This is a genomic window from Heyndrickxia coagulans 36D1 (assembly GCF_000169195.2).
Lineage (GTDB): Bacteria > Bacillota > Bacilli > Bacillales > Bacillaceae_C > Weizmannia > Weizmannia faecalis.
Window position 1 is genome coordinate 680,521 of the sequence record NC_016023.1, and the last position, 19,659, is coordinate 700,179.

Consider the following 19,659-nt stretch of genomic DNA (forward strand, 5'->3'; position numbering starts at 1 on the left):
TCCTTTTATGCTTATGATACACAAACCGTTTGTTTAATACACATTGAAAAAGGGTTTTATTTTCCATTTCGCTACTGTATTAAAAAGTTCTGCAATACCTGTATCATTTTGATACTTTTGACCTGCATGTGCATTCCGTATCAGGGATATCTCTCCGTCTTTTTCCCCGGCATAAAAAAAGCCTGCAAATAGTGAGAATCTATTTGCAGGTAAAAATTACCGCACGGCTGCAGTTTGCTCGGCAGATAAATGGTCGATCATGTCGGCAATATAATAAAGTTCATCATCCGACAGCTTCAATTTCAGCTGGTCTTCAAAAATTTGCGCCGCCTTTTTATATTTTTTGATTTTAGCAGTTTTTTCCGGCGTGATGTCATTTTTGTAAATGAGGCCAGACTGGGTGACCATTCTTTCGAGCGCACAACCGATATGAATATTCATATTGATTTTCGATGCGTTGTTAAACGGCCTTTCCGCTATTTTTTCAAGGGCAGTGACAAACGCCGTAATCGCTGTGATCACTTTCTTTGGATTTAAAAAGGTTAAAAATTCATTCAGGCTTTCTTCCGTCATTTCCCGCACCATTGCCGGAGACCTTGGCGGTTGTTTCAGCAACTGGTGGTTTTGAATGAGATGGGTGACCTGCGTTTCCCCGTCGCCCATAAACAAAGATTCAAGCGGAACAAACGGTGCCTGGACTTTCGGATCGGCAATCCCGACAGCGAGCAAAATGTCATATTTCTGCATCAGCATTTCTTTCTTTTCTTCTACTTCGTTGATTGGCAGCGGGATAACGGCAATATTGGTTTTGCCGATGTTTTTGAGCAGTCTTGTAATCAGCTGCTTTAATTTTTCCGCCGTCCCTTCCCCTGTTGAACAGACGGAAAGAATGGCCTGCGGTTTCACGGGCTTCCCTGTTTCCCGCGGTTTGCTTTCCATCTGGTAAGATCCGTAGCCGCGGAATTCCTTTAATGACTCATAAATATCGTCGAGATCCATTTCCATAATCGTCGCTTTGCGGATCGCTTCAATGACGAGCGCCGTTGTCACCATATCGATGGTCCGCGTTTTGATGCCCGTTTCCTGTGTAATCACATCGCCAAACCCGGTCAGCGAGCCCATATCGACAAGCAGCAGGACGCCTTTTCCCATATCAATTTCTTTTACCCGCCTCTTCATTTCCTCCAAAACATATTTCGGGTCCATATCAAGCGGCATATCAATGCAGTCCACATTCGATTCACCGAGGAGGCTTTTCACAACACTTACCATGCTGCTTGCGGTGCTGAACCCGTGCGCGGCAACGAGGATCGCCACCTGCTCGGCCTTTTGTTCGTCTATAAGAGATGTGAGCAAAATCGTTAAGTACATGGCTTCTTTTACCGGTACATGCACGCGGTATTTTTCCCCGATCATTTTGCAAATATCAAGTGACAGCTGATACTCCTGCGGTCGGTCATTGATGACATTTTCGATATTCGTATAATTGGCCACCTGCTGGTTTTTTACCCGCTTCAGGAAGGAAGTCAAGTGCAGGCTGAACGCCAGCAAAAAACGTTCATTTACTTTGCACTTCAGCCGTTTTTCCACAATATCCTGCACTTCTTCGCTGAAATTAAGGATATCTTCGCTGACAATTTTTAAGATTTTCTCACGGTTCAGCGCATAGCTTGAAAACTTGTTGTAAAACTTGTTTAAATGGATATCGATGTCCAATTTCAGAAACCGGTTAATGTCTTCATCCGACACGTCCTGTTCCATCATAAAACTGACTTTGTCCTCGATGATGTTGTACAGGTTAAAATCCGGTTCGTACGGGTCTTCTTCAAAGAGCGCCTTGTTTTCCCCTTCCGGATAAACCGTTAAATAGGAATCAATTAAATCGGAAAGCTCCTGGATTTCCTGGCGTTTTCTACTAAAATAGAAGAAACCGTTTTTCAGTTCGGATGGCAGATCTTTAAAGTGGATGGTAATGACATCATCGTGCAGGCAGTGCAGAAAACCGTTGGCGCAGACAAGCTGGATGTTGGATTTCAACTGCCCGACGTTACCGTATGACGTATTGCCAATTAACGCCTTCATCGATTCCGCATCAATTTTAATCGGTTTTTGGACGCGGTTTGCTTCAATGGCAAGCAGGAATTTCAGAATCTCAATCTTGTCAATTGCCGGCCGTTCTTCAAAAGACGGAATCCGGATCAGGATCGGAATACGGCGGACAAACGTTTTCAACAAGGAAGATTCCGGGTCTTCCGTTGTCGCCCCGACGATCAGGACATTGGCGTTGCGATTCCGTTCGGTTTCCCCAAGCTTTGCATACGTCCCCGTATCCATAAAGTAAAAGAGCATTTCCTGTCCTTCAGGCGGGAGCCGGTGGATTTCATCGAGAAACAGCATGCCGCCGTCCGCTTTGGAAACAAGGCCGTCTTTTTCGCTGTCCGCACCCGTAAAGGCGCCTTTAATATGACCGAAAATGTGGGAAATGAGGAGCTGCGGGTTATTCGCATAATCCGCGCAGTTAAAGACAATAAATTGGGCGTCTTCGTCCATAAACGGGGCTGCCAGTTTTGCATAATTGAACATCAAATTGGCAAACAGCGTTTTCCCGACACCAGTCTGGCCGACAATGAGCGTATGAAGGCCGTGCGGGGGATAGAGGACGGCCGCCTTTGCCTGTTCGACCTGCACTTTCAGGCTTGTTTTCGAACCGATCAGGTCATCAAAGGGATTCGTTTCCCAGGCGGTATCATGATTTGCGGACGGACCGTTGCCCGGATCCGGGGATTGCCCGCCCGTCACTTCAAGTATATTTTCATATTCATATTGATCTTCCGGCAATTTCGTTCCGAGAAGGTCTTCCATGATTTGTTTGACCAAGTAATGAACCGGGCGGCCTTTTATTTTGATAATCCGTTTCTGCCGCAACAGCTTGTTCAGCTCGGCACTGACATTGTTTCTTAAAATGCCAAGGTCTTTTGCGATATCCGAAGCTGTAAATCCTTCTATACGGATCCATTCATCAAGCGTTTTGCCTTGCGACTGTTCAACAAGATACGCGTAAATGCGGTCAATCCTTTTCAAAATGCCACCCCATTTCTAAGTATAAACTGTATCTTAATAGTATCACGAATGTATCATCCATCATAGCAGGAATATATTGCGAACAAGTGTCAAGTTTTTGCCAAAAGGAGCTTATCTTTAATACACTTTTAGAACCCACGCTGCTTCAGGTGAAAACGCCCGGTACACCCGAAAAATAGGATAAAAAAACAACGCCGCATATGGGCGCTGTTCATTCAACAATTTTCGGCCGCTTCCATCCATCTGCTTTCCGCAACATCCGGCCGGTTCATTTTCTGTTCCCAAACCGGTTCATGCATGTGTTTCCGGCGAAATTCAGGCGGTTCATTTATTGATCATATTGGGGCTTACTGAATCCGCACTTTCGCCATGCGTTCAGCAAGCCCTGTTTCCCCTTAAGCCCTGTGCCTGCCCCGTCATCGTCTTGCGAAAAGTTTACACTTTCCCGCTTGTTTTCTGTCCGAGCTGCATCCATTCAAACTGGCGGAGTTTCAGTTCGAATAATTTCAGCGGATCCTGATACACTTCCGGATTTTCTTTCATATTCTCCAGCATCTCTTTTGTCTCGGCAATGGCCGCCCCTGTTTCCGCAATCGTTTCGCGGAGAACCGTTTCCGGATTTTTAAAGAACAGGCGGACATCGCGCTCAAGCCCTTGTTCAAACAGCTCGAATTGCAGCATCACTTTATTCGTGACAAGGTTTGCAATTTCCGTATAATCTTCGCTTTCGATAAATTTTTTATAGCGGTTATACAGCATTGTTTTGTTTTGCGAAAGCACACCAAACAATTTGCCCGCGCTCTTTAACAGGACCTGCTGCGGCGTATGGCGCAACAATATATTGACCGGTTCAAAAGGAATTCCGTTTGCCATCCGATCCGCATCACGCCGCCAGTCCTCCATAATTTTAAAATCGCAGGCAAGCGCAAGAATCTCTTCCCCGTACAACTTGTTAAACCCTTCCGCCATTTCATCAAGATAATCCTGGCTTTGCTGCAATTCCCTTTCCGACGCTTCTATCCACTCCGTCACCAGCTCCTCGTATTTCGGGGAAATGGACGTCTGCAAAAAGTGCCGGATCCGGTTGTTCATTTCTTCATTCAACTCGAGATGAATTTTCCGAAAATCACTGTCCGGCTTAATAAAATCGGCGCTTTTCCGTAAAATTTCCGGAATCTTATTTTGCAGTTCATCGCGGATTTTCCGCGTCATGCTGTGATAGGACGAGCGGACAAGCTCGGTTTGTTCATGGATGACATCCTGAAGCTGGTTTGCCGCTCCGTTTAATTTTGCGTACAGATCTTCATGCCGGTTGATTGACTCTACCAGATGCTGTTCATTTTGCAGCCTTTGTTTCAGCAGATCGGCAATCGATTCCCGAATGCAGTGCGATAGTTTTTCAATCCGGCTTTCTTCCAGGTTTTCCGGCTTGAAATTTTGCCGGAAAAAGCGGGCAAGATCCAGCCCTGCTTCCCGGGATGCATAATTGGACGTATAAGGGTGCAAGTTTGCCTCTGGAAAAATCGTTTTCACCTTTTGTACTGTTTCTTCCACTAAATCTGCCGCTTCCTGCTTGCTGTATATCATATCCATTTTGGACAGCAAAAAGTGAATCGTTAACCCGGGCACTTGTTCCTTCATTTTCAACAACATATCCGCTTCTTTGTCTGTAAGGGGATCATTTGCATTTAAAACGAATAAAACGCCGTCAACAAAACGCAAATACTCGTATGCCTTTCCCCGCCCCGGCCCGTTCAGCCCGGGTGTATCGATGAAAATAAGCGCATTTTCTTCCAAAAACCGGCTCGGACCCCGCCATTCAAGCATGTCTCCGGGCTCCGGCGCCGCATTGTCCTCTTCCGTTACAGGCGAAATGCCTTTGTCCGAGATCACAGAAAGCGCATGTTCATCATCATGGCGCACCGCCATCACAAACTGTGTCGGCCGTTCGGGGAGCGGGTCGGCCAGCACCGACTGGATAAAGGCCGTCTTGCCGCTGCCGTTCATGCCGGTAACGAGAATGTGCTGGACATCAAAGTCAATCAGCTCCCTCGCCATCCATTTCAAACGGGTGCTGACGGATAGCCCGTTCCTTTTTGCCCATTGCATAATGGAATCAAAGAGCCGGAGCGCATATTCAAGCTGATCCAATGTTTGCTCCGCATGATTCAGAATCGTTTCCGCATCGGCAATTTGCTGCGGCCCGATGCTGCCCGGAAAAAGATCGCCCCATGCGAGAACCGCAGTGGATGCTTGAAGGGCGTGCGCCTGGTCCGTGATCCGCAGCCAGTTCGTTAAAATGCCCGGCATCACCGGTGCCAGTTGTTTTAACAGATAGCTGCCGCTGATTAAAGAAAAATAGGTTTCCCCGTAAATGGCAGACAGCTCGTGCCAAGTTTCAAGCGAATGGAGTTCAAGCCCGGCAAATAGGTCATTGAATTCGCGGAGCCAGCCGAGATACGCGCCCTCCGTTTCGTAGGACCGCCAAAGCGCAACCGCCAGTTGTTCAAACTGAATTTGATCCACCTTGTATAAAACGGACAGCGCATCCCGAAAATAATCCGGCGCAATCGTCTTGGTATGCCCTTTTTCAATATACGACTTTAAAATTTGAAACCAAAACAGCGATTCAGTGCGGATGGATTCATTGACAGCCAGTTCAACCGCATTCATCCAGTCTTCGTTTTTTTCAAAGTAGGCACGGGCGATTTTCGTCACATTCGGATAGTCCGGGTTCATAGCGACCGCTTGTTTGATTGTCTGGACAGCCTGGTCATGCTTTTGCTCCTCCATATAAAGTGAGATGAGCTGAAGCGCGATCTCCGTCTTTAACACGATAGAGTCTGTTTGAACCGACTTGTAAATTTCTTCGGCCATGCTGCTGAGACCGAGTTCAAAATAAGCATCCCCCATGTTTTTTTGCGCCCACGGTTCAAAGTCGTTATGTATGCTTTCCCATTTAAAAACGGCCGCTTCATAATCTTTATAATGAAAATAAATTTCCCCTTGTGCAAAGCGGATATAGGAAAGATCGGCATTTTCAAGGGCATTTTCTTTTTCGAACGCTTCACCGAGCACTTCAAGCGGATGGCGCTCTTCCCCTTCTTTGATAAACGTTTCATAATAACATTTTTGGACAAACTGGTCTTCCGGCTTCATGATTTTCCTCCTCACACGGCCTTTTATATCTCTATCATATTGCATCCGGGATGCAGCGATGTGTAGAATTTTGTCGATTACTTTATTTTATCAAAACATCTCCAACAAAAAATTTCAGTTCGCTTTCAATTTTGATACAAAAATGAAACATTTACCATATTTTCGCTTGCTTGGAGCAATTTTGAGCATGTTTCCCGTTTATCACCCTGTTTTTCGCTCATGACATCGTACCCGGAAATGCGCCTGAATGAACGGGAAACGTTTTCTATGTTATAATATTCACATTACAGATTGGAAGGAGCATCAGCCATGGGAAAAACAAAATGGACAGGGTATGCCGGCACCTATACAAAAGGCGCCAGCGAAGGGATTTACACCTTCACCCTCAATACAGAAAAAAAGCAAATTGAAGATGTGAAAGTTGCCGCCAAACTGGACAATCCGACTTATCTCAATATCACGGCAGACAACCGCAATCTGTATGCCGTTGTCAAAGAAGGCAGCCAGGGCGGGGTTGCGGCTTTTTCAATTGATGCGGAAAGCGGTGCTCTAACGGAATTGAACCGCCAATTATCCGGCGGCGCCTCCCCATGCCATGTCAGCGTGGATTCGGCAAAGAAAACGGTCGTCTCCGCCAACTACCATAACGGGACGGTCAGCGCCTATCTGACAAACGAAGACGGCAGCCTGCAGCCGGCAGCAAGTGTCATCGAACATACCGGCTCCGGCCCGAACCCGGAACGCCAGGAAAAACCGCACGTCCATTTTGCAGGCTTTACCCCGGATGAAAAATATGTCGTCGCGGTGGACCTCGGCAATGATACGATTACAACGTACGCGCATGATGGCGGCAAATTAACGGAAAAAGCCGCCCTTTCCGTCCGCCCGGGAAGCGGCCCGCGTCACCTTGCCTTTCATCCGGACCGAAAATTTGCCTACTGCATGACAGAACTGAGCAATGAAGTGATTGTGCTTGAATTTGACGAAACTTCCGGTACGTTTAAAGACGTCCAGTATATCAAAACGATTCCGGAGGATTTTACGGAAAACAGCCAGGGAAGCGCAATCCATCTCTCTTCCGACGGTCGTTTCGTTTACGCCGCAAACCGCGGCCATGACAGCATCGCCGTGTTTGCAGTCGGTCCGGACGGCAAACTGTCCCTTGTCGAGTACACCTCAACCGAAGGAAGTTGGCCACGCGACTTTGTGCTTGACCCGACCGAAAAATTTATCGTGGCTGCAAACCAGGAATCGGGCACGCTCGTTTTATACGCCCGCGATCCGGAAACCGGAATCCTCACTTTGCTGCAAAAGGATGTCCCCGTTCCAGAAGCGGTTTGTGTAAAATTTTTGCACGGATAAAATGTTGACCCATTCAAAAGGCGGGCTCCGGTCCGCTTTTTGTTTTTTCCGGAGAAATTCTCATCATTTTATCATGTTCATTTCACAAGTTTTTCTTTTTCATGTTTTACATTTAGAACAGCGGCAAGGAATTGCAGCAAACCATATTTGGCCGGGCTTCCCCCAGAGCCTGGCCAAACCTCCTTTTATCATACCGGCCTTGTGCCGGTTTTTTATTGGTCAAGTTTTTCGGCGACGGAGGCCAGTTTTCCTTCCATCGTGAGCTGTTTGTCCCTGCGGTCGTCGATGCGGATATTCGTTTCAACGCGCTTTATGCCATTTGAAAAAGGGATTTCATGCAGTTTTTCAATGATTTCAAACAGGTCATGGATGTCCCCTTCTATTAAAGTGCTCATCGGAGTCAGCTTGATTTTCACCCTTCCCTGTTCTTTTCCCAGCGCCTTCTCAATCTCCGCCACATATTTGCTGATGCTTGTTGAATCCGTTCCGACCGGAAATATCGTAATATCGGCAATCGCCAATTGAATCCCCTCCTAAATATTCTTCTTTCTTATTATAAGCCAACATCACTTTTCATGTCTCTTTTCATTTTTCTTGTCTATTCTGCTTTTTTCATATGGTTTATTCGAACAACCCGCTTTCTTTCCCTTTTCTTGCAAAACGTTCGGTCATACGGCTGAGCAGTTTCTTGGCTGCAGTCCCGAAAATAAGCGCAACTGCCAGAAATCCTGCCAGATAAACGATATCTGTGATCACTGCTTCCATCAGCATCCCGCCAACCGCTTCACGCATTAAGCCAATCCCGTAAGTAAATGGCAAAAGCGGATGGATATGTTGAAAAAAAGACGGTTCCATCTGGATTGGAAAAGTGCCGCCCGACCCGGAAATTTGCAGGACAAGCAGGACAATCCCAAGTGCTTTTCCCACATTGCCAAAAACAGAAACGAGTGTATAGACCATCACATTGAAAACAGCACCAATACCGATACCGAACAAAATAAACCAGGCTTTTTCTTGCACATCCACATGCAAAATAAAAAGATCACCCGCCGCCGTAATCGCCGACTGGAAAAGCGCAATCGTTAAAAACAGCAGCAGTTTGCCGAAATAGACTTGCCAGCTGGCATATTCGCCGCCATGATGGTGTTCAACCGACAGCAGGGATACCAATAGCATTGCCCCCACCCAAAAAGCCAGGACCGTATAAAACGGAGCCATGCCCGCACCGTAATTTTTGATTGGATATAGCACTTTTTCTTTCAACGATACCGGCTGCTTTAAAAATCCGCTTTCTTCCTGTGCATCGTTCTTCAGCAATTGAATCCACTGGTCTATATTTCCCTGTTTTTCAAACGCCCTGATTTTATCAGCCAGTTCCCTGATTTTTCGCTCAGCAGCCGGCAGTTCCGTTTCAGCCGTTTTCAATTTTGCCTTCCCGATTGCAAGTCCGGTTTTCGTATCGCGGAGAATCGCCTGGATATCCGGCAGGCTGCCTTCCAATTTCTGAAACAGTTTATTTGCTTTTGCACTGTCCTGCCCGGCTTGCGCCACAAAGGTTTTTAAATCCGCGGCGATATTGGCACCATCGTTTCCAACCAGGCTGCCTGCAATGACCCCAGCACGGCCGGCTTCTTGCTTTAGATCTGCCTGCAATGCTTCCGGCAGCAACCCGTTATGGACCTGTTGGAGAATTTTCCCGTTTAGGTCTTGCTGTTTTTGAAAGGATTGGCTGAGTGCAGTAAACCGGGCTGCCATACGCTTAAGATGCTCCGAACCGGTTTCTTCAGCAGCGGTTCGGAGCAAATCACTGAACGCGTCAGAGATCTGTTTGCTATTTTGCAAGATCATCGTATTTTTTGGCGCTGTTTCTGCAATTTTCGTTTTGTCCGCCAGCATACTCACCTGGTTCGAGACAGCAGGGGCGGCATTCAGTGCTTCCAGTCCGGTTTTGATCACGGTATCCGTCTGCTCAAGCAAACTTCCAGTGTTTCCAAAAAAGCGGGACATGTCCCCTGAGACGGTTTTGCCGTGTTTTGCAAGCAGCAGGACATCGGGCATCGCGCCTTCTGCCTGTTTTCTTACTGCGTCTGCTTTCGTAATATCCCGATCTGCCGTCCTGATGATCCGGTTAAGCTCCGGAATGTCTCCCTCCAATCTAAAAACCCATGCTTTAAAATTTTCAATATCCGGCAAATCCCTTTCAAGTTCAATGCCGATTTGATTAAACATTGTAAAAATCGCTTTGCTAACGGTTTTTACAAATTGCGCACTAATTTGCTGTGTAATGGCAGACGCACCCGACCCTGTTATTTTAGGCGCAATCGCATTGATTTTTTCATTAACGGTATAAGTAATGACCGGTTTCTCCGGCTTATCACCCAGGATGGAAGCCAGTTTTTCCGAAAAATTTTCCGGGATGGTCAGGCTCGCATAATATTCTCCGGTCTTTACGCCGCGTGCGGCTTCCTTCTCCTGCACAAACCTCCAGCCGAGCGCTTTATTTTGTTTCAACTTTTTTATAACTTCATTCCCGGCGTGTACTTTTTTTCCGTTGATCGCTGTCCCCCGGTCCAAATTCACAACGGCTACCGCAATTCCTTTTGTGTGGCCGTATGGGTCCCAGGATGCCTTGATGTTAAACCAGGCATACAATGATGGAAGAATGATCAAGGCGGCAATGATCAGGCTTGCTGCCCAGTTTGTTGTCATTTTTTTCAAATCAGTTGCATAAATCTTCCATACCTTTTTCATTGGCAGCCTCCAAGTGTTGTTGTATCTTTATGTTTTCCAACCGCTTGAGCTGTCATGTACACGCAAAAAAGCCTGTGCGTCTCCGTTTTCGCACAGGTAACGTTAATATGATGAATGAAGGCCGGTGCCCATATTCGCAGTTTTTCAAGCAACAAGTCCGTTATTTCACCGGCAATGTCTTGCCCTGCACTTATTCATGTCCGGATAACGCCGAAAACCTGCTTTATTTCCGACTGCAGCTGCTCCAGTAAAGGAAAAGAATGGTGCAACGCAATAGTTTCTGCAATCTTTCTATAGTACCATTCCTGCTTTTCTTTTCCACGGCTGAACGCATTCCACACGCTTTCCCCGCTTTTTCGCAATTCTTCGTGTATCGTTTTCAAGTTATGGAGTTTATCTGCGCATATGAGCATACAAATTTCCTCTTCTGCCGTTTTTAATCGCTCGATGGTATGCTGTTTCCGTTCCTCCCACCGCACATTTTTAGGCGGTTCCGTGCAGGCTTCAACAATGCGGGCAACATCGCTTCCAAACTCGGCTTTTATCTCCTCGTTTGTCACCGCAGTATCTTCAACCGTATCATGAAGAAGCGCTGCTGCGACCACTTCTTTGCGGCAGCCTTCTTTTAAAAGCATCATGGCAACCGCATACGGATGCACAATATACGGCAGGTCGGACGCTTTCCGGTATTGGCCTTCATGTGCTTTTGCCGCAAATTCAATTGCTTTTTCCACCATTTCCATCAGAAATTCCTCTCTTCACTTAAACCTGCTTTTATCATCATACCAAAACGGCGCGGCTATACATGAATGAAAATCGAAAAGCTCAGCACTACTTTTGGACTTCTTAAACATCAAAAGAATCCTTGACCGGCACAAAGGCACAGAATATTCCTTCCCATCCTGTCTGAATTGAAAAAGAAGCTGATCCCTGCTTCTTTTTATCTATTTTCTTTGCCTTTACCCCCTCGAATTCTTTTATGTTATCACTTTTTCCCACTTCTCGATATGCTTTATCCGACCATTGCTTGAGCACAGTGATTTGCCGCTGTACCCGCTTTATTTCTTTTTGCTGCTTTTCATACGCCTGTTTCTGCTGACGGAGGCAGAAGTCTTATTACTGCCCATCATCAGCCGAAAAAGCACCCAAATCTATCTTTTCCCTTTTTTACATGATTGGAATCCGTTTTCATTCTCGTAATATGAATTTAATCGTATTGTAATCTTCCTTTCTGCCTATTTGTGTTATAACAAGAGTACGGAGAAGGGAGTTGTCTTATGCACTTAAAAAGGCGAATTGCAGTTATGGCGTTTGCCATATTCGTTGGCACGGCACAACTAAATGCCTATGCAGAAACAGATCAAGGTTCCTTACAGAAAAAATTGGATGAAAATACGCAAACCATCCAAAAGAAAGAATCGGAGAAAAAAGCCGTCGAAAGCAAAATGGAGAATTTGCAAAAAGACTGGAATACATTGCAATCGTCCATTCAAAAAAATAAAGATAATATCGCAGCAACCGAAGCGAAAATCCAGTCAGCAAAAGATTCTATCGAAAAGAAAAAAGAGGAAATTGTAAAGCTGGAGGACCAAGTTTCTGCACGGGAAGGCGTGATTAAAAAACGCCTCGTTGCCATGCAAAAAAACAACCAATACGACTATGTGATTGAAACGATTTTAAACGCGGAAAGCATTGGCGACCTGATCAACCGGGTCAGTGCAGTCGCGACCCTGCTGAACGCTGATACAAGCCTTTTGGATCAGCAAAAAGCAGACCTTGCGAAAATTGAAGCCGATAAAAAAGCCATTGCAGACCAGGAAAAAGTGCTCGAACAGGAGCAGGCAAACTTAAAAAGCAGCCAAGCAAAACTGCAAACAGATTTAAAAGAAAAGGAAAAGGCATTGTCGGGATTAAAATCGAAGTATGACAGCATTCAAAATGAGTTGTCACAAGCGGAACAAAAACAAACCGACTTGAATACGAAAATCAGCAACCTGCAAAAAGAAATAAAGGCACAGCAGGCGGCTGCAAAAGCAAGGGAAGAAGCCCTCGCAAAACAAGCACGCGATGCTGAAGCCGAAAAAGCAGCAGAAGTGCAAGCAGAAAAAAACGCAGAAGCACAAGCGGATAAACCAGCGGAAGCCGGCGCCAAGAAAACGGCCGGAACCAAACCCGCCGCATCTGCCGGCCACAGCACGCCAGAAGGCAAATCCTTTTATGTGACGGCAACATCTTATAACCATGAAGATACGAAGTCGGACATTACTGCTACAGGATATAACATTAAGAAAAACCCGAACATGAAATTGATCGCTGTCGATCCGTCGGTCATTCCGCTCGGCAGCAAAGTCTGGGTTGAAGGATACGGGGTTGCCATCGCAGCCGATACCGGTGGTGCCATTAAGGGCCATATCATCGATGTCCTGATGCCGAACAAAAAAGCTTCCATCGCATGGGGGCGCCGTACGGTCAAAGTGATCATATTGAATTAAGAAAAAGCAGCCTTGAACCGATTCAAGGCTGCTTTTTTATATCCACCTATGGGGTCCCGTATAAAATGAACTTAAGTTTTTACATCAAGCCCGAGCACCAATTTGCATGAAGGAGGCAGCTGCGATATTTTGGTCATTTTATTAAAGTAAATTTCAATTGTTCGCGTCAAAATCAATGATCATCATGGCTTCCGGCAACACACAGAGAGTAGGAATCTTTAGTTTAACTTGTATAGCATAAATTTAGAAGCGGACACGGAACAAACGTGAACATTTTCGGCAGTCCTTTTCCAGGCAGGCGCCGGGATTTTTTCCAAAGAAAAAGCCGGGCCTCCCATGAAGCCCAGCTGGCATGCTTACAATACAGGTGCCATCGTTTCTTTTAATACTTTAACAGAATGGCTAAATTGTTCCTGTTCTTTGTCGTTCAGCTCGATTTCAACCACTTCACGGACGCCTTGGCGGTTAATAACGGCAGGAACACCAATGTACACATCGCTGTTTCCGTACTGGCCTTCCAAAAAGGCAGAGACTGTCAAAACACTGTTTTCATTGTTCAGGATCGCTCTTGTGATCCGGGTCAGAGACATCCCGATGCCGTAAAATGTGGCCCCTTTTCGTTCAATGATATGGTAAGCCGCATCTCTCGTGTTGACAAAAATATCATCTAATGTTTTTTGGTCAATGGTTCCCTTTTGCAGATAGCTTTCAATGGTGTCATAACCGATCGTTGTATGGCTCCAAACCGGAAGTTCCGTGTCGCCGTGTTCGCCGATAATTGCGGCATGGACATTGCGCGGGTCAATTCCGAAGTGGGCGCTTAAAGAGTTGCGGAGACGCGCGGAGTCAAGCACTGTGCCCGAACCGATAACATGTTCTTTCGGCAGGCCGGACTCTTTCCAAGTTACATATGTCAAAATGTCAACCGGGTTGCTGGCAACAAGAAAAATCCCGTTAAAGCCGCTGTCCATGATGCTCTTAATCATGCCTTTAAAAATTTTTGCGTTTTTGGCAACAAGATCAAGCCTTGTTTCGCCCGGTTTTTGCGGGGAACCTGCCGTAATGACAACAAGATCGGCAGTGCCGCAATCGGAATAATCGCCTTTCCAAACGCGGGTCGGCGTAGGCGCAAATGGCAGGCCGTGGTTCAGGTCCATGGCTTCCCCTTCTGCTTTTGCTTCGTTAATATCGATTAAAACAAGCTCTTCTGCAACACCCTGATTAATCATGGCGTAGCAGTAACTTGTACCAACTGCACCCGTTCCAACCACTGCAATACGATTGACCTTTTTCATGTATAATCTTCCTTCCCATCAAAAGTAAAAAATATATCCACTGTATGAAAGCAGTTTTGCAAGCCCGGCATGGCGGGCCCCTATCCAGTCTATGGATATTGTGCCAACTCCTAATGGATTCCATACTGCTTTTCCTTTAAAGCAGGACGATTAAACTTTTGCAGCAAATGCTGCCATACGGTTTGTGAAAGAGATGGACGGCATGCTCTTTTATGACTGAAATGGATCATTCCGTTCATTTTCCTTCATTCCACATGGCTAAGTATACCACCATTTTTGTGATTAGGTTCACATATTTTATGGCGAAAATTTGAAAATTCACCTGCTTGCATGAAGGAAAATGACGGTTTTTCCGTTATTATCCGTTTACATTTTTCACAAATGGTTTTATTCGAAAAGGTCAGATATGTAAACGGTATTCCCTTTTGTGCGCACTTTCACAAATTGACCCGGGCAGAGAAATGAATGGCTGATCCCACCTAAATGATTGAATGCCTGCTCTGTCCTCCAAAAGCGCAGAATCTGCCCGCTTAAAAAAGAATCCGCATCTCATGCATGGAAGCGTGGACGGCAGACATGACAAAAACGCAACTGTCCAGTCATTCAATTGCGCATCATAAATGGACATGGTGTGGACAGCCAGTACGCCGAGCATAATAAAGCCTCACATAAAATCAATTTCATATAAGTGCACTTTTTTCAAAGAAAGCATCTCCTTTTCTCTTCATACCGGCTGCTTTATTTGTACTCTAACAACGATTTCTTAATTTATTATTAAAGAAGAAAAAAACGGTTTCACCGCCAATTCTTTTCTTCCCATCCCCGGTACTTGCTCCGCAAAAAACACGAATGATATTTACCGTTGACTTTTAATTGTTCGCATTTTATCCTTAATTTATCCTTCTATGTAGGGAATGTTCCTTTGCTGTTTTTTAATTTTATAAAGTATTAGACTTTTTTCATTTTACAAGTATAATAATAAGTATCATTTTCTTTGTGCATTTTTCTACCAAATGAAAGGAGCGATTATCCTTGCATCAAATTGATGAAAAGAAAGCACCCCGGATGGCACTGCAGGCAGACATGGATTTTCTCGCCGGGCTGCTGGATAAAGTGATCCTATTTGAAGGCGGCGAAGCATTGCTCAAAACGATCCAAAATATTCGCTCCCTGGCACAAAAAGCGAGGGAAACCGGCGATGAGGCTTTCTACCTTCAATTAAAAAAAGAAATTACAGATCTGAATCCGCCAGAACGGCAGGAAGTCATCCGCGCTTTCTCTACCTATCTGCAATTATTTAATATTACCGAGCAAAATTTCAGAATTAAGCGCCGGCGGGAGTACCAATCGGAAGATACAGACCAGGTTCAACCGCGTTCACTTGAAGATGGCATTGAAACGCTGCGGAAAGAAAAAGTGCCAGCTGAAATGGTTGCAGAACTGTTGAACAGTTTATCGCTTGAGCTGATTATAACGGCACACCCGACAGAAGCAACGAGGCGGACCATTCTGCAAATCCACAAACGAATTGCAGATCTTTTAAAAGCGCTCGAATATGCAAACACCCGTTATGAGAAAAAAGTTATTGAAGAAACGATTTTGAATGAGATTACCATTTTATGGCAAAGTTCCGAAATCCGCGAAAAGAAACCGTCCGTTCTCGACGAAGTGAAAAACGGGCTTTACTATTTCGACAATGTCCTGTTCGACGTGCTGCCGCGCATACACGAAGATTTGGAAGACTATCTGCACGAATCGTACGGACAGCGTTTTAAAGTCCCTTCCTATCTTCATTTTGGCTCGTGGATCGGCGGCGACCGGGACGGAAACCCGAACGTGACCGCGGACATCACCTGGAAAACGCTCGAAATGCAACGTGAACTCGTATTGGAAAAATATAAAAAGTCGCTTACAACACTCCGGGAGCTCCTCAGCCATTCTTCCAAAAAAATAAGCGCCAGCCATGCCCTGCTTGCGTCTGTGGAAAGCGAAGAAAATACAATGCCGGCTGCAAAATTATGGCCGACAAAAGATGAAATTTACCGCAGAAAGCTGACGATTATGATCCATAAACTGGAATGTGTGGGAAAAAACAATGGCGGCTACCAATCCGCAAAGGAGCTCCTTGCCGATCTGTATATGATCCGGGACAGCGTGAACCAGCACCATCCGGCCGGGCATCCGATTAAATTGCTCCGCAAAGTCATCCGCCAGGTCGAATTGTTCGGTTTCCACCTGGCATCGCTCGATATCCGCAACCATAGCGGCGAGCATGAATCGGCCCTTGCCGAGGTGCTTTATAACGTCAATATTGCGAAGGACTATAAAAATCTGTCCGAAGATGAAAAAGTCGCGGTGCTCCTGAAGGCTTTAAACGACCCGCGGCCGATGATTTCAATCTATGATACTTTTACGCCGGAAACGCAGGAAGTCATCAATACATTCCGGATGATCAAACGCGCCCACCAAACATTTGGCGAACGGTCCATCCAGGTATATTTGATCAGCATGGCACACTCGGTCAGCGACGTGCTGGAAGTGCTCGTGCTCGCGAAAGAAGCCGGCCTGTACCGCGTCTACCCGAGCGGGGATATTTTAAGCGAGATCCATATCGCCCCGCTTCTGGAAACGATCGCGGACTTGCGGAACGGCGCGAAAATGCTCGAAACCCTTTTCCAAATGCCCATTTACCGGAACCATTTAAAGGTGCGAGGCAATCTGCAGGAAGTCATGCTCGGCTATTCCGACGGCAGCAAAGACGGCGGCACGATGACAGCGAACTGGCAGCTGTACAAAGCACAGAAAGAAATTCACGAAATGGGCGCCAAATACGGCATCAAGCTGAAATTTTTCCACGGGCGCGGCGGTTCGCTCGGGCGTGGCGGCGGCCCGCTTTATTCAAGCCTTTTGTCCCAGCCGCCAGTTACACTTGGCGACGGCGTGAAAATCACCGAGCAGGGTGAGGTGCTGTCATCGCGCTATTTGCTGCGCGACATTGCTTACCGAAGCCTTGAGCAGGCGACATCTACAATGATGTGTGCCATCACGGAACAAAAACAGAACGAGAAAAATGGCAAAACGCCAAACGAAGAAGCTGTCAGGGCAATGGATAAAATTTCCGAATATGCGCTTGAAAAATATCAGGAACTCGTCTTCCGCGACCCTGACTTCCTGTCTTATTTCAAACAGGCAACGCCTTTAAATGAGATCGGTGAACTCAACATCGGCTCCCGCCCGATGAGCCGGAAAGGGAGTGCCCGTTTCGAAGACTTGCGCGCCATTCCGTGGGTATTTTCCTGGACGCAAAGCCGCCAGCTCCTCCCCGCCTGGTATGCAGCCGGAACAGGTCTGAGCAAATATGTGGAAGAAACCGGCAATTTCAAGTTGCTCCAGGAAATGTATGCATCATGGCCGTTCTTCCACGCAACGATCAATAACCTGCAAATGGCATTGATCAAGGCGGAGCTTTCCACGGCTGAAGAATATACAAGGCTGGTGAAAGATCCTGAAGTTGCCGGCCGGATTTTCGGCCTGATCAAAGCGGAATACGAACTAACGAAGGAAATGGTTTTAAAGATTGCGGACCAAAAAGAATTGCTGGATTACACGCCAAACATAAAAGAATCGGTGCGTCTCCGCAACCCGTACGTCGACCCGCTGAACCTGTTCCAAGTCTACCTTATTTCGCAACTGCGTGAACGCGAAAACAAGGATGAAAAAGCCCGGCACCTGCTGATGGAGGTCCTGCTTACGATCAACGGCATCGCCGCAGGGCTCCGGAATACAGGCTGATAGCAAAAAAACCTGTCTTGAATCAAGGCAGGTTTTTTTGTCCGCTACTTTTTGGGGCCAAAAACTTTTCCGCATGGTAAAGGGCAGCCCATGCTATGGGGGAAACTTGTCCCTTCCTTTTTAACGGAAATTGTAAAAAAATGCAGAACTTATTGTATAATGACTTTAAGAATATGCCGGGGGTGTGCTAATAGATGACTTTATCGGATTGATTTCAGTCATTTTAATTTTTTCTGTGCCGATTGTCGCAATTGTAACGAATTTTTTTAAGTCGCGTGAAAAAATAAGAGTACAAGTTTTGGAGAAAGAACTGGAGCTCGAAAAACTGAAAAACGAAAACTTCCTGCTGGAAACAGAAAAAATGAGGCTGGAATTACAAAAAATGGAGCTGGACGGGCCTAAGGATGAGTGGGTTGTGAAATAAGCCTAGAAAATTAAAGCAAGTTAAAAGAGCGGCCTACTCATTTACCGCTCTTTTTCACCTGCGCATCTTTCCGCTTCTTTTTCGGGAAGGTAATCGTAAATGTTGTCCCTTCGCCAAGTTTGCTGTCGACTCTGATTTTGCCGCTGTGCTTTTCCACAATCCATTTTGCAATGGAAAGGCCGAGGCCGAGGCTTTCCGTTTTCGTCCGTGATTTGCTGACCTGAAAGAAGCGGTCAAATATTTTCTCACGGTCCTCCTCTTTCAGGCCGATGCCGTTGTCCTGTACGGAGATACCGACATGGTTTTTGCTTTCAAAGCAAGCCAGCTCAATTTTCCCGCCGTCCCCCGTGTATTTCATCGCATTGTCAAGCAAAATGACAATGAGCTGGTGGATCCGGTCGCGGTCCCCTGAAAACGTAACCGGCGGGGCGGATTTTAAAATCAGGGTTTTTCCCTGGATGGCCGCCAGTTCTGAAAAATGATCCATAATCTCCCGGAGCAGCTCATCGAGATAAAATGGTTTTCGTTCAATTTCAATTTTATCCGAATCGGAACGTGCCAGTGTCAAGAGGTTGGACACAAGCTTTGTAAGACGGCGGCATTCATTCAAAACAGTGGAAATATCCTGGAGAACATCCCGCACCGTTTCATTCGGCTTGCGCAGCAAAAGCTCCACTCGTGACTGGATCACCGCAAGCGGCGTGCGAATTTCATGGGAAGCATCAGAAACAAATTGCGTTTGTTTATCCCACGCGGCTTTGATCGGTTTTAATGCCCGTTCCGCCAACACCAGCCCGGCGATCACCGCAAGCAGGCTGGCGAGCGCGCAGCCGGCAATCGTAATGATCATCAGGTTATGGAGCATGAGCACTTCCCCGTCAATTTGCGCAAGGAACTGGATTTTCACATCTTCATTTTGCATCATGCCTTTTACCGTGTATGTCCGAAAGTAATGCCCCGCTACCTTGATCGTTTCCATAAAGTGGACATGTGCCGGTGCAAATTCCGCCGCATATTGTTCATAAAGATACACATCCGGACCGTCACTGGGTGTGGACATCAGGTTATTATTTTTGTCCCAGATCAAAATGCGCAGGCGGATATCATTGCCGTGGGGATCGCCGGCTAAGCTTCCACCTTTTTTTTCGATCCGGTCGAGCGCCCTGTAAATGGACTGGTCAGCCTCGCTGTACATATGTGTGCGCACATACATATAAATGACCGTTCCTAAAACGGCAATCAGCAAAATAAATACGCATGCGTTTAATGCCGTCAGTTTGATCCTCGTTTTACGGAACATGAA

General features: G+C 46.2%; 12 protein-coding genes. 4 read left to right on the plus strand and 8 right to left on the minus strand.

Annotation, left to right across the window (positions count from 1 at the left end):
* Positions 1-216: 216 nt before the first annotated feature.
* Together BCOA_RS20480 and BCOA_RS20485 are read right to left on the minus strand one after the other, a co-directional pair.
* Positions 217-3,081 (minus strand): sigma-54-dependent transcriptional regulator, encoded by a 2,865-nt coding sequence (locus BCOA_RS20480; protein ID WP_014096013.1) that lies wholly within the window; start codon positions 3,079-3,081, stop codon positions 217-219.
* A 435-nt stretch (positions 3,082-3,516) separates the two neighbouring features.
* Complete coding sequence (locus BCOA_RS20485) at positions 3,517-6,240, minus strand: GTP-binding protein (protein ID WP_014096014.1); 2,724 nt, start codon at positions 6,238-6,240, stop codon at positions 3,517-3,519.
* 309 nt (positions 6,241-6,549) lie between these two features.
* Between BCOA_RS20485 and BCOA_RS20490 the strand changes: the two genes are divergently transcribed.
* Positions 6,550-7,602, plus strand: coding sequence for a lactonase family protein (locus BCOA_RS20490; RefSeq protein WP_014096015.1), 1,053 nt, complete (start codon positions 6,550-6,552; stop codon positions 7,600-7,602).
* A gap of 212 nt (positions 7,603-7,814) precedes the next feature.
* On the opposite strand, the gene BCOA_RS20495 is transcribed toward BCOA_RS20490, so the two are convergent.
* The 4 genes from BCOA_RS20495 to BCOA_RS20510 form a co-directional block, all read right to left on the minus strand.
* Entirely contained in the window at positions 7,815-8,123 is a 309-nt protein-coding gene (locus BCOA_RS20495; RefSeq protein ID WP_014096016.1) for an MTH1187 family thiamine-binding protein, read from the minus strand.
* A gap of 100 nt (positions 8,124-8,223) precedes the next feature.
* Positions 8,224-10,353, minus strand: coding sequence for a YhgE/Pip domain-containing protein (locus tag BCOA_RS20500; protein ID WP_014096017.1), 2,130 nt, complete (start codon positions 10,351-10,353; stop codon positions 8,224-8,226).
* A 194-nt stretch (positions 10,354-10,547) separates the two neighbouring features.
* The gene (locus tag BCOA_RS20505) at positions 10,548-11,096 is read right to left on the minus strand and encodes an HD domain-containing protein (protein WP_014096018.1); all 549 of its coding nucleotides are present in this window, start codon (positions 11,094-11,096) and stop codon (positions 10,548-10,550) included.
* 103 nt (positions 11,097-11,199) lie between these two features.
* Positions 11,200-11,388 carry a hypothetical protein gene (locus BCOA_RS20510; RefSeq protein WP_035182374.1) on the minus strand — a complete coding sequence of 63 codons (189 nt, stop codon included), beginning with the start codon at positions 11,386-11,388 and terminating at the stop codon, positions 11,200-11,202.
* Positions 11,389-11,630: 242 nt separating this feature from the next.
* Between BCOA_RS20510 and BCOA_RS20515 the strand changes: the two genes are divergently transcribed.
* On the plus strand, positions 11,631-12,845 hold the full coding sequence (locus BCOA_RS20515; protein WP_014096019.1) for a 3D domain-containing protein: 1,215 nt from the start codon (positions 11,631-11,633) through the stop codon (positions 12,843-12,845).
* Positions 12,846-13,201: 356 nt separating this feature from the next.
* On the opposite strand, the gene BCOA_RS20520 is transcribed toward BCOA_RS20515, so the two are convergent.
* Positions 13,202-14,140: an L-lactate dehydrogenase gene (locus BCOA_RS20520; protein WP_014096020.1), complete on the minus strand. Its 939-nt coding sequence runs from the start codon at positions 14,138-14,140 to the stop codon at positions 13,202-13,204.
* 1,083 nt (positions 14,141-15,223) lie between these two features.
* Between BCOA_RS20520 and ppc the strand changes: the two genes are divergently transcribed.
* Positions 15,224-17,932, plus strand: coding sequence for a phosphoenolpyruvate carboxylase (gene ppc / locus BCOA_RS20525; protein WP_373897098.1), 2,709 nt, complete (start codon positions 15,224-15,226; stop codon positions 17,930-17,932).
* A gap of 190 nt (positions 17,933-18,122) precedes the next feature.
* A complete protein-coding gene (locus BCOA_RS20530; RefSeq protein ID WP_026104666.1) occupies positions 18,123-18,356 on the plus strand; it encodes a hypothetical protein in 234 nt (77 codons plus the stop codon).
* A 37-nt stretch (positions 18,357-18,393) separates the two neighbouring features.
* On the opposite strand, the gene BCOA_RS20535 is transcribed toward BCOA_RS20530, so the two are convergent.
* Positions 18,394-19,656: a sensor histidine kinase gene (locus BCOA_RS20535; RefSeq protein WP_014096024.1), complete on the minus strand. Its 1,263-nt coding sequence runs from the start codon at positions 19,654-19,656 to the stop codon at positions 18,394-18,396.
* Positions 19,657-19,659: the final 3 nt, after the last annotated feature.

Bases quoted from the DNA above. Each gene is read 5' to 3' on its own strand.
- BCOA_RS20535 (WP_014096024.1), bottom strand. From the start codon at position 19,656: ATGTTCCGTAAAACGAGGATCAAACTGACGGCATTAAACGCATGCGTA.
- BCOA_RS20515 (WP_014096019.1), top strand. From the start codon at position 11,631: ATGCACTTAAAAAGGCGAATTGCAGTTATGGCGTTTGCCATATTCGTT.
- BCOA_RS20500 (WP_014096017.1), bottom strand. From the start codon at position 10,353: ATGAAAAAGGTATGGAAGATTTATGCAACTGATTTGAAAAAAATGACA.
- BCOA_RS20505 (WP_014096018.1), bottom strand. From the start codon at position 11,096: ATGGAAATGGTGGAAAAAGCAATTGAATTTGCGGCAAAAGCACATGAA.
- ppc (WP_373897098.1), top strand. From the start codon at position 15,224: ATGGATTTTCTCGCCGGGCTGCTGGATAAAGTGATCCTATTTGAAGGC.
- BCOA_RS20485 (WP_014096014.1), bottom strand. From the start codon at position 6,240: ATGAAGCCGGAAGACCAGTTTGTCCAAAAATGTTATTATGAAACGTTT.
- BCOA_RS20520 (WP_014096020.1), bottom strand. From the start codon at position 14,140: ATGAAAAAGGTCAATCGTATTGCAGTGGTTGGAACGGGTGCAGTTGGT.
- BCOA_RS20490 (WP_014096015.1), top strand. From the start codon at position 6,550: ATGGGAAAAACAAAATGGACAGGGTATGCCGGCACCTATACAAAAGGC.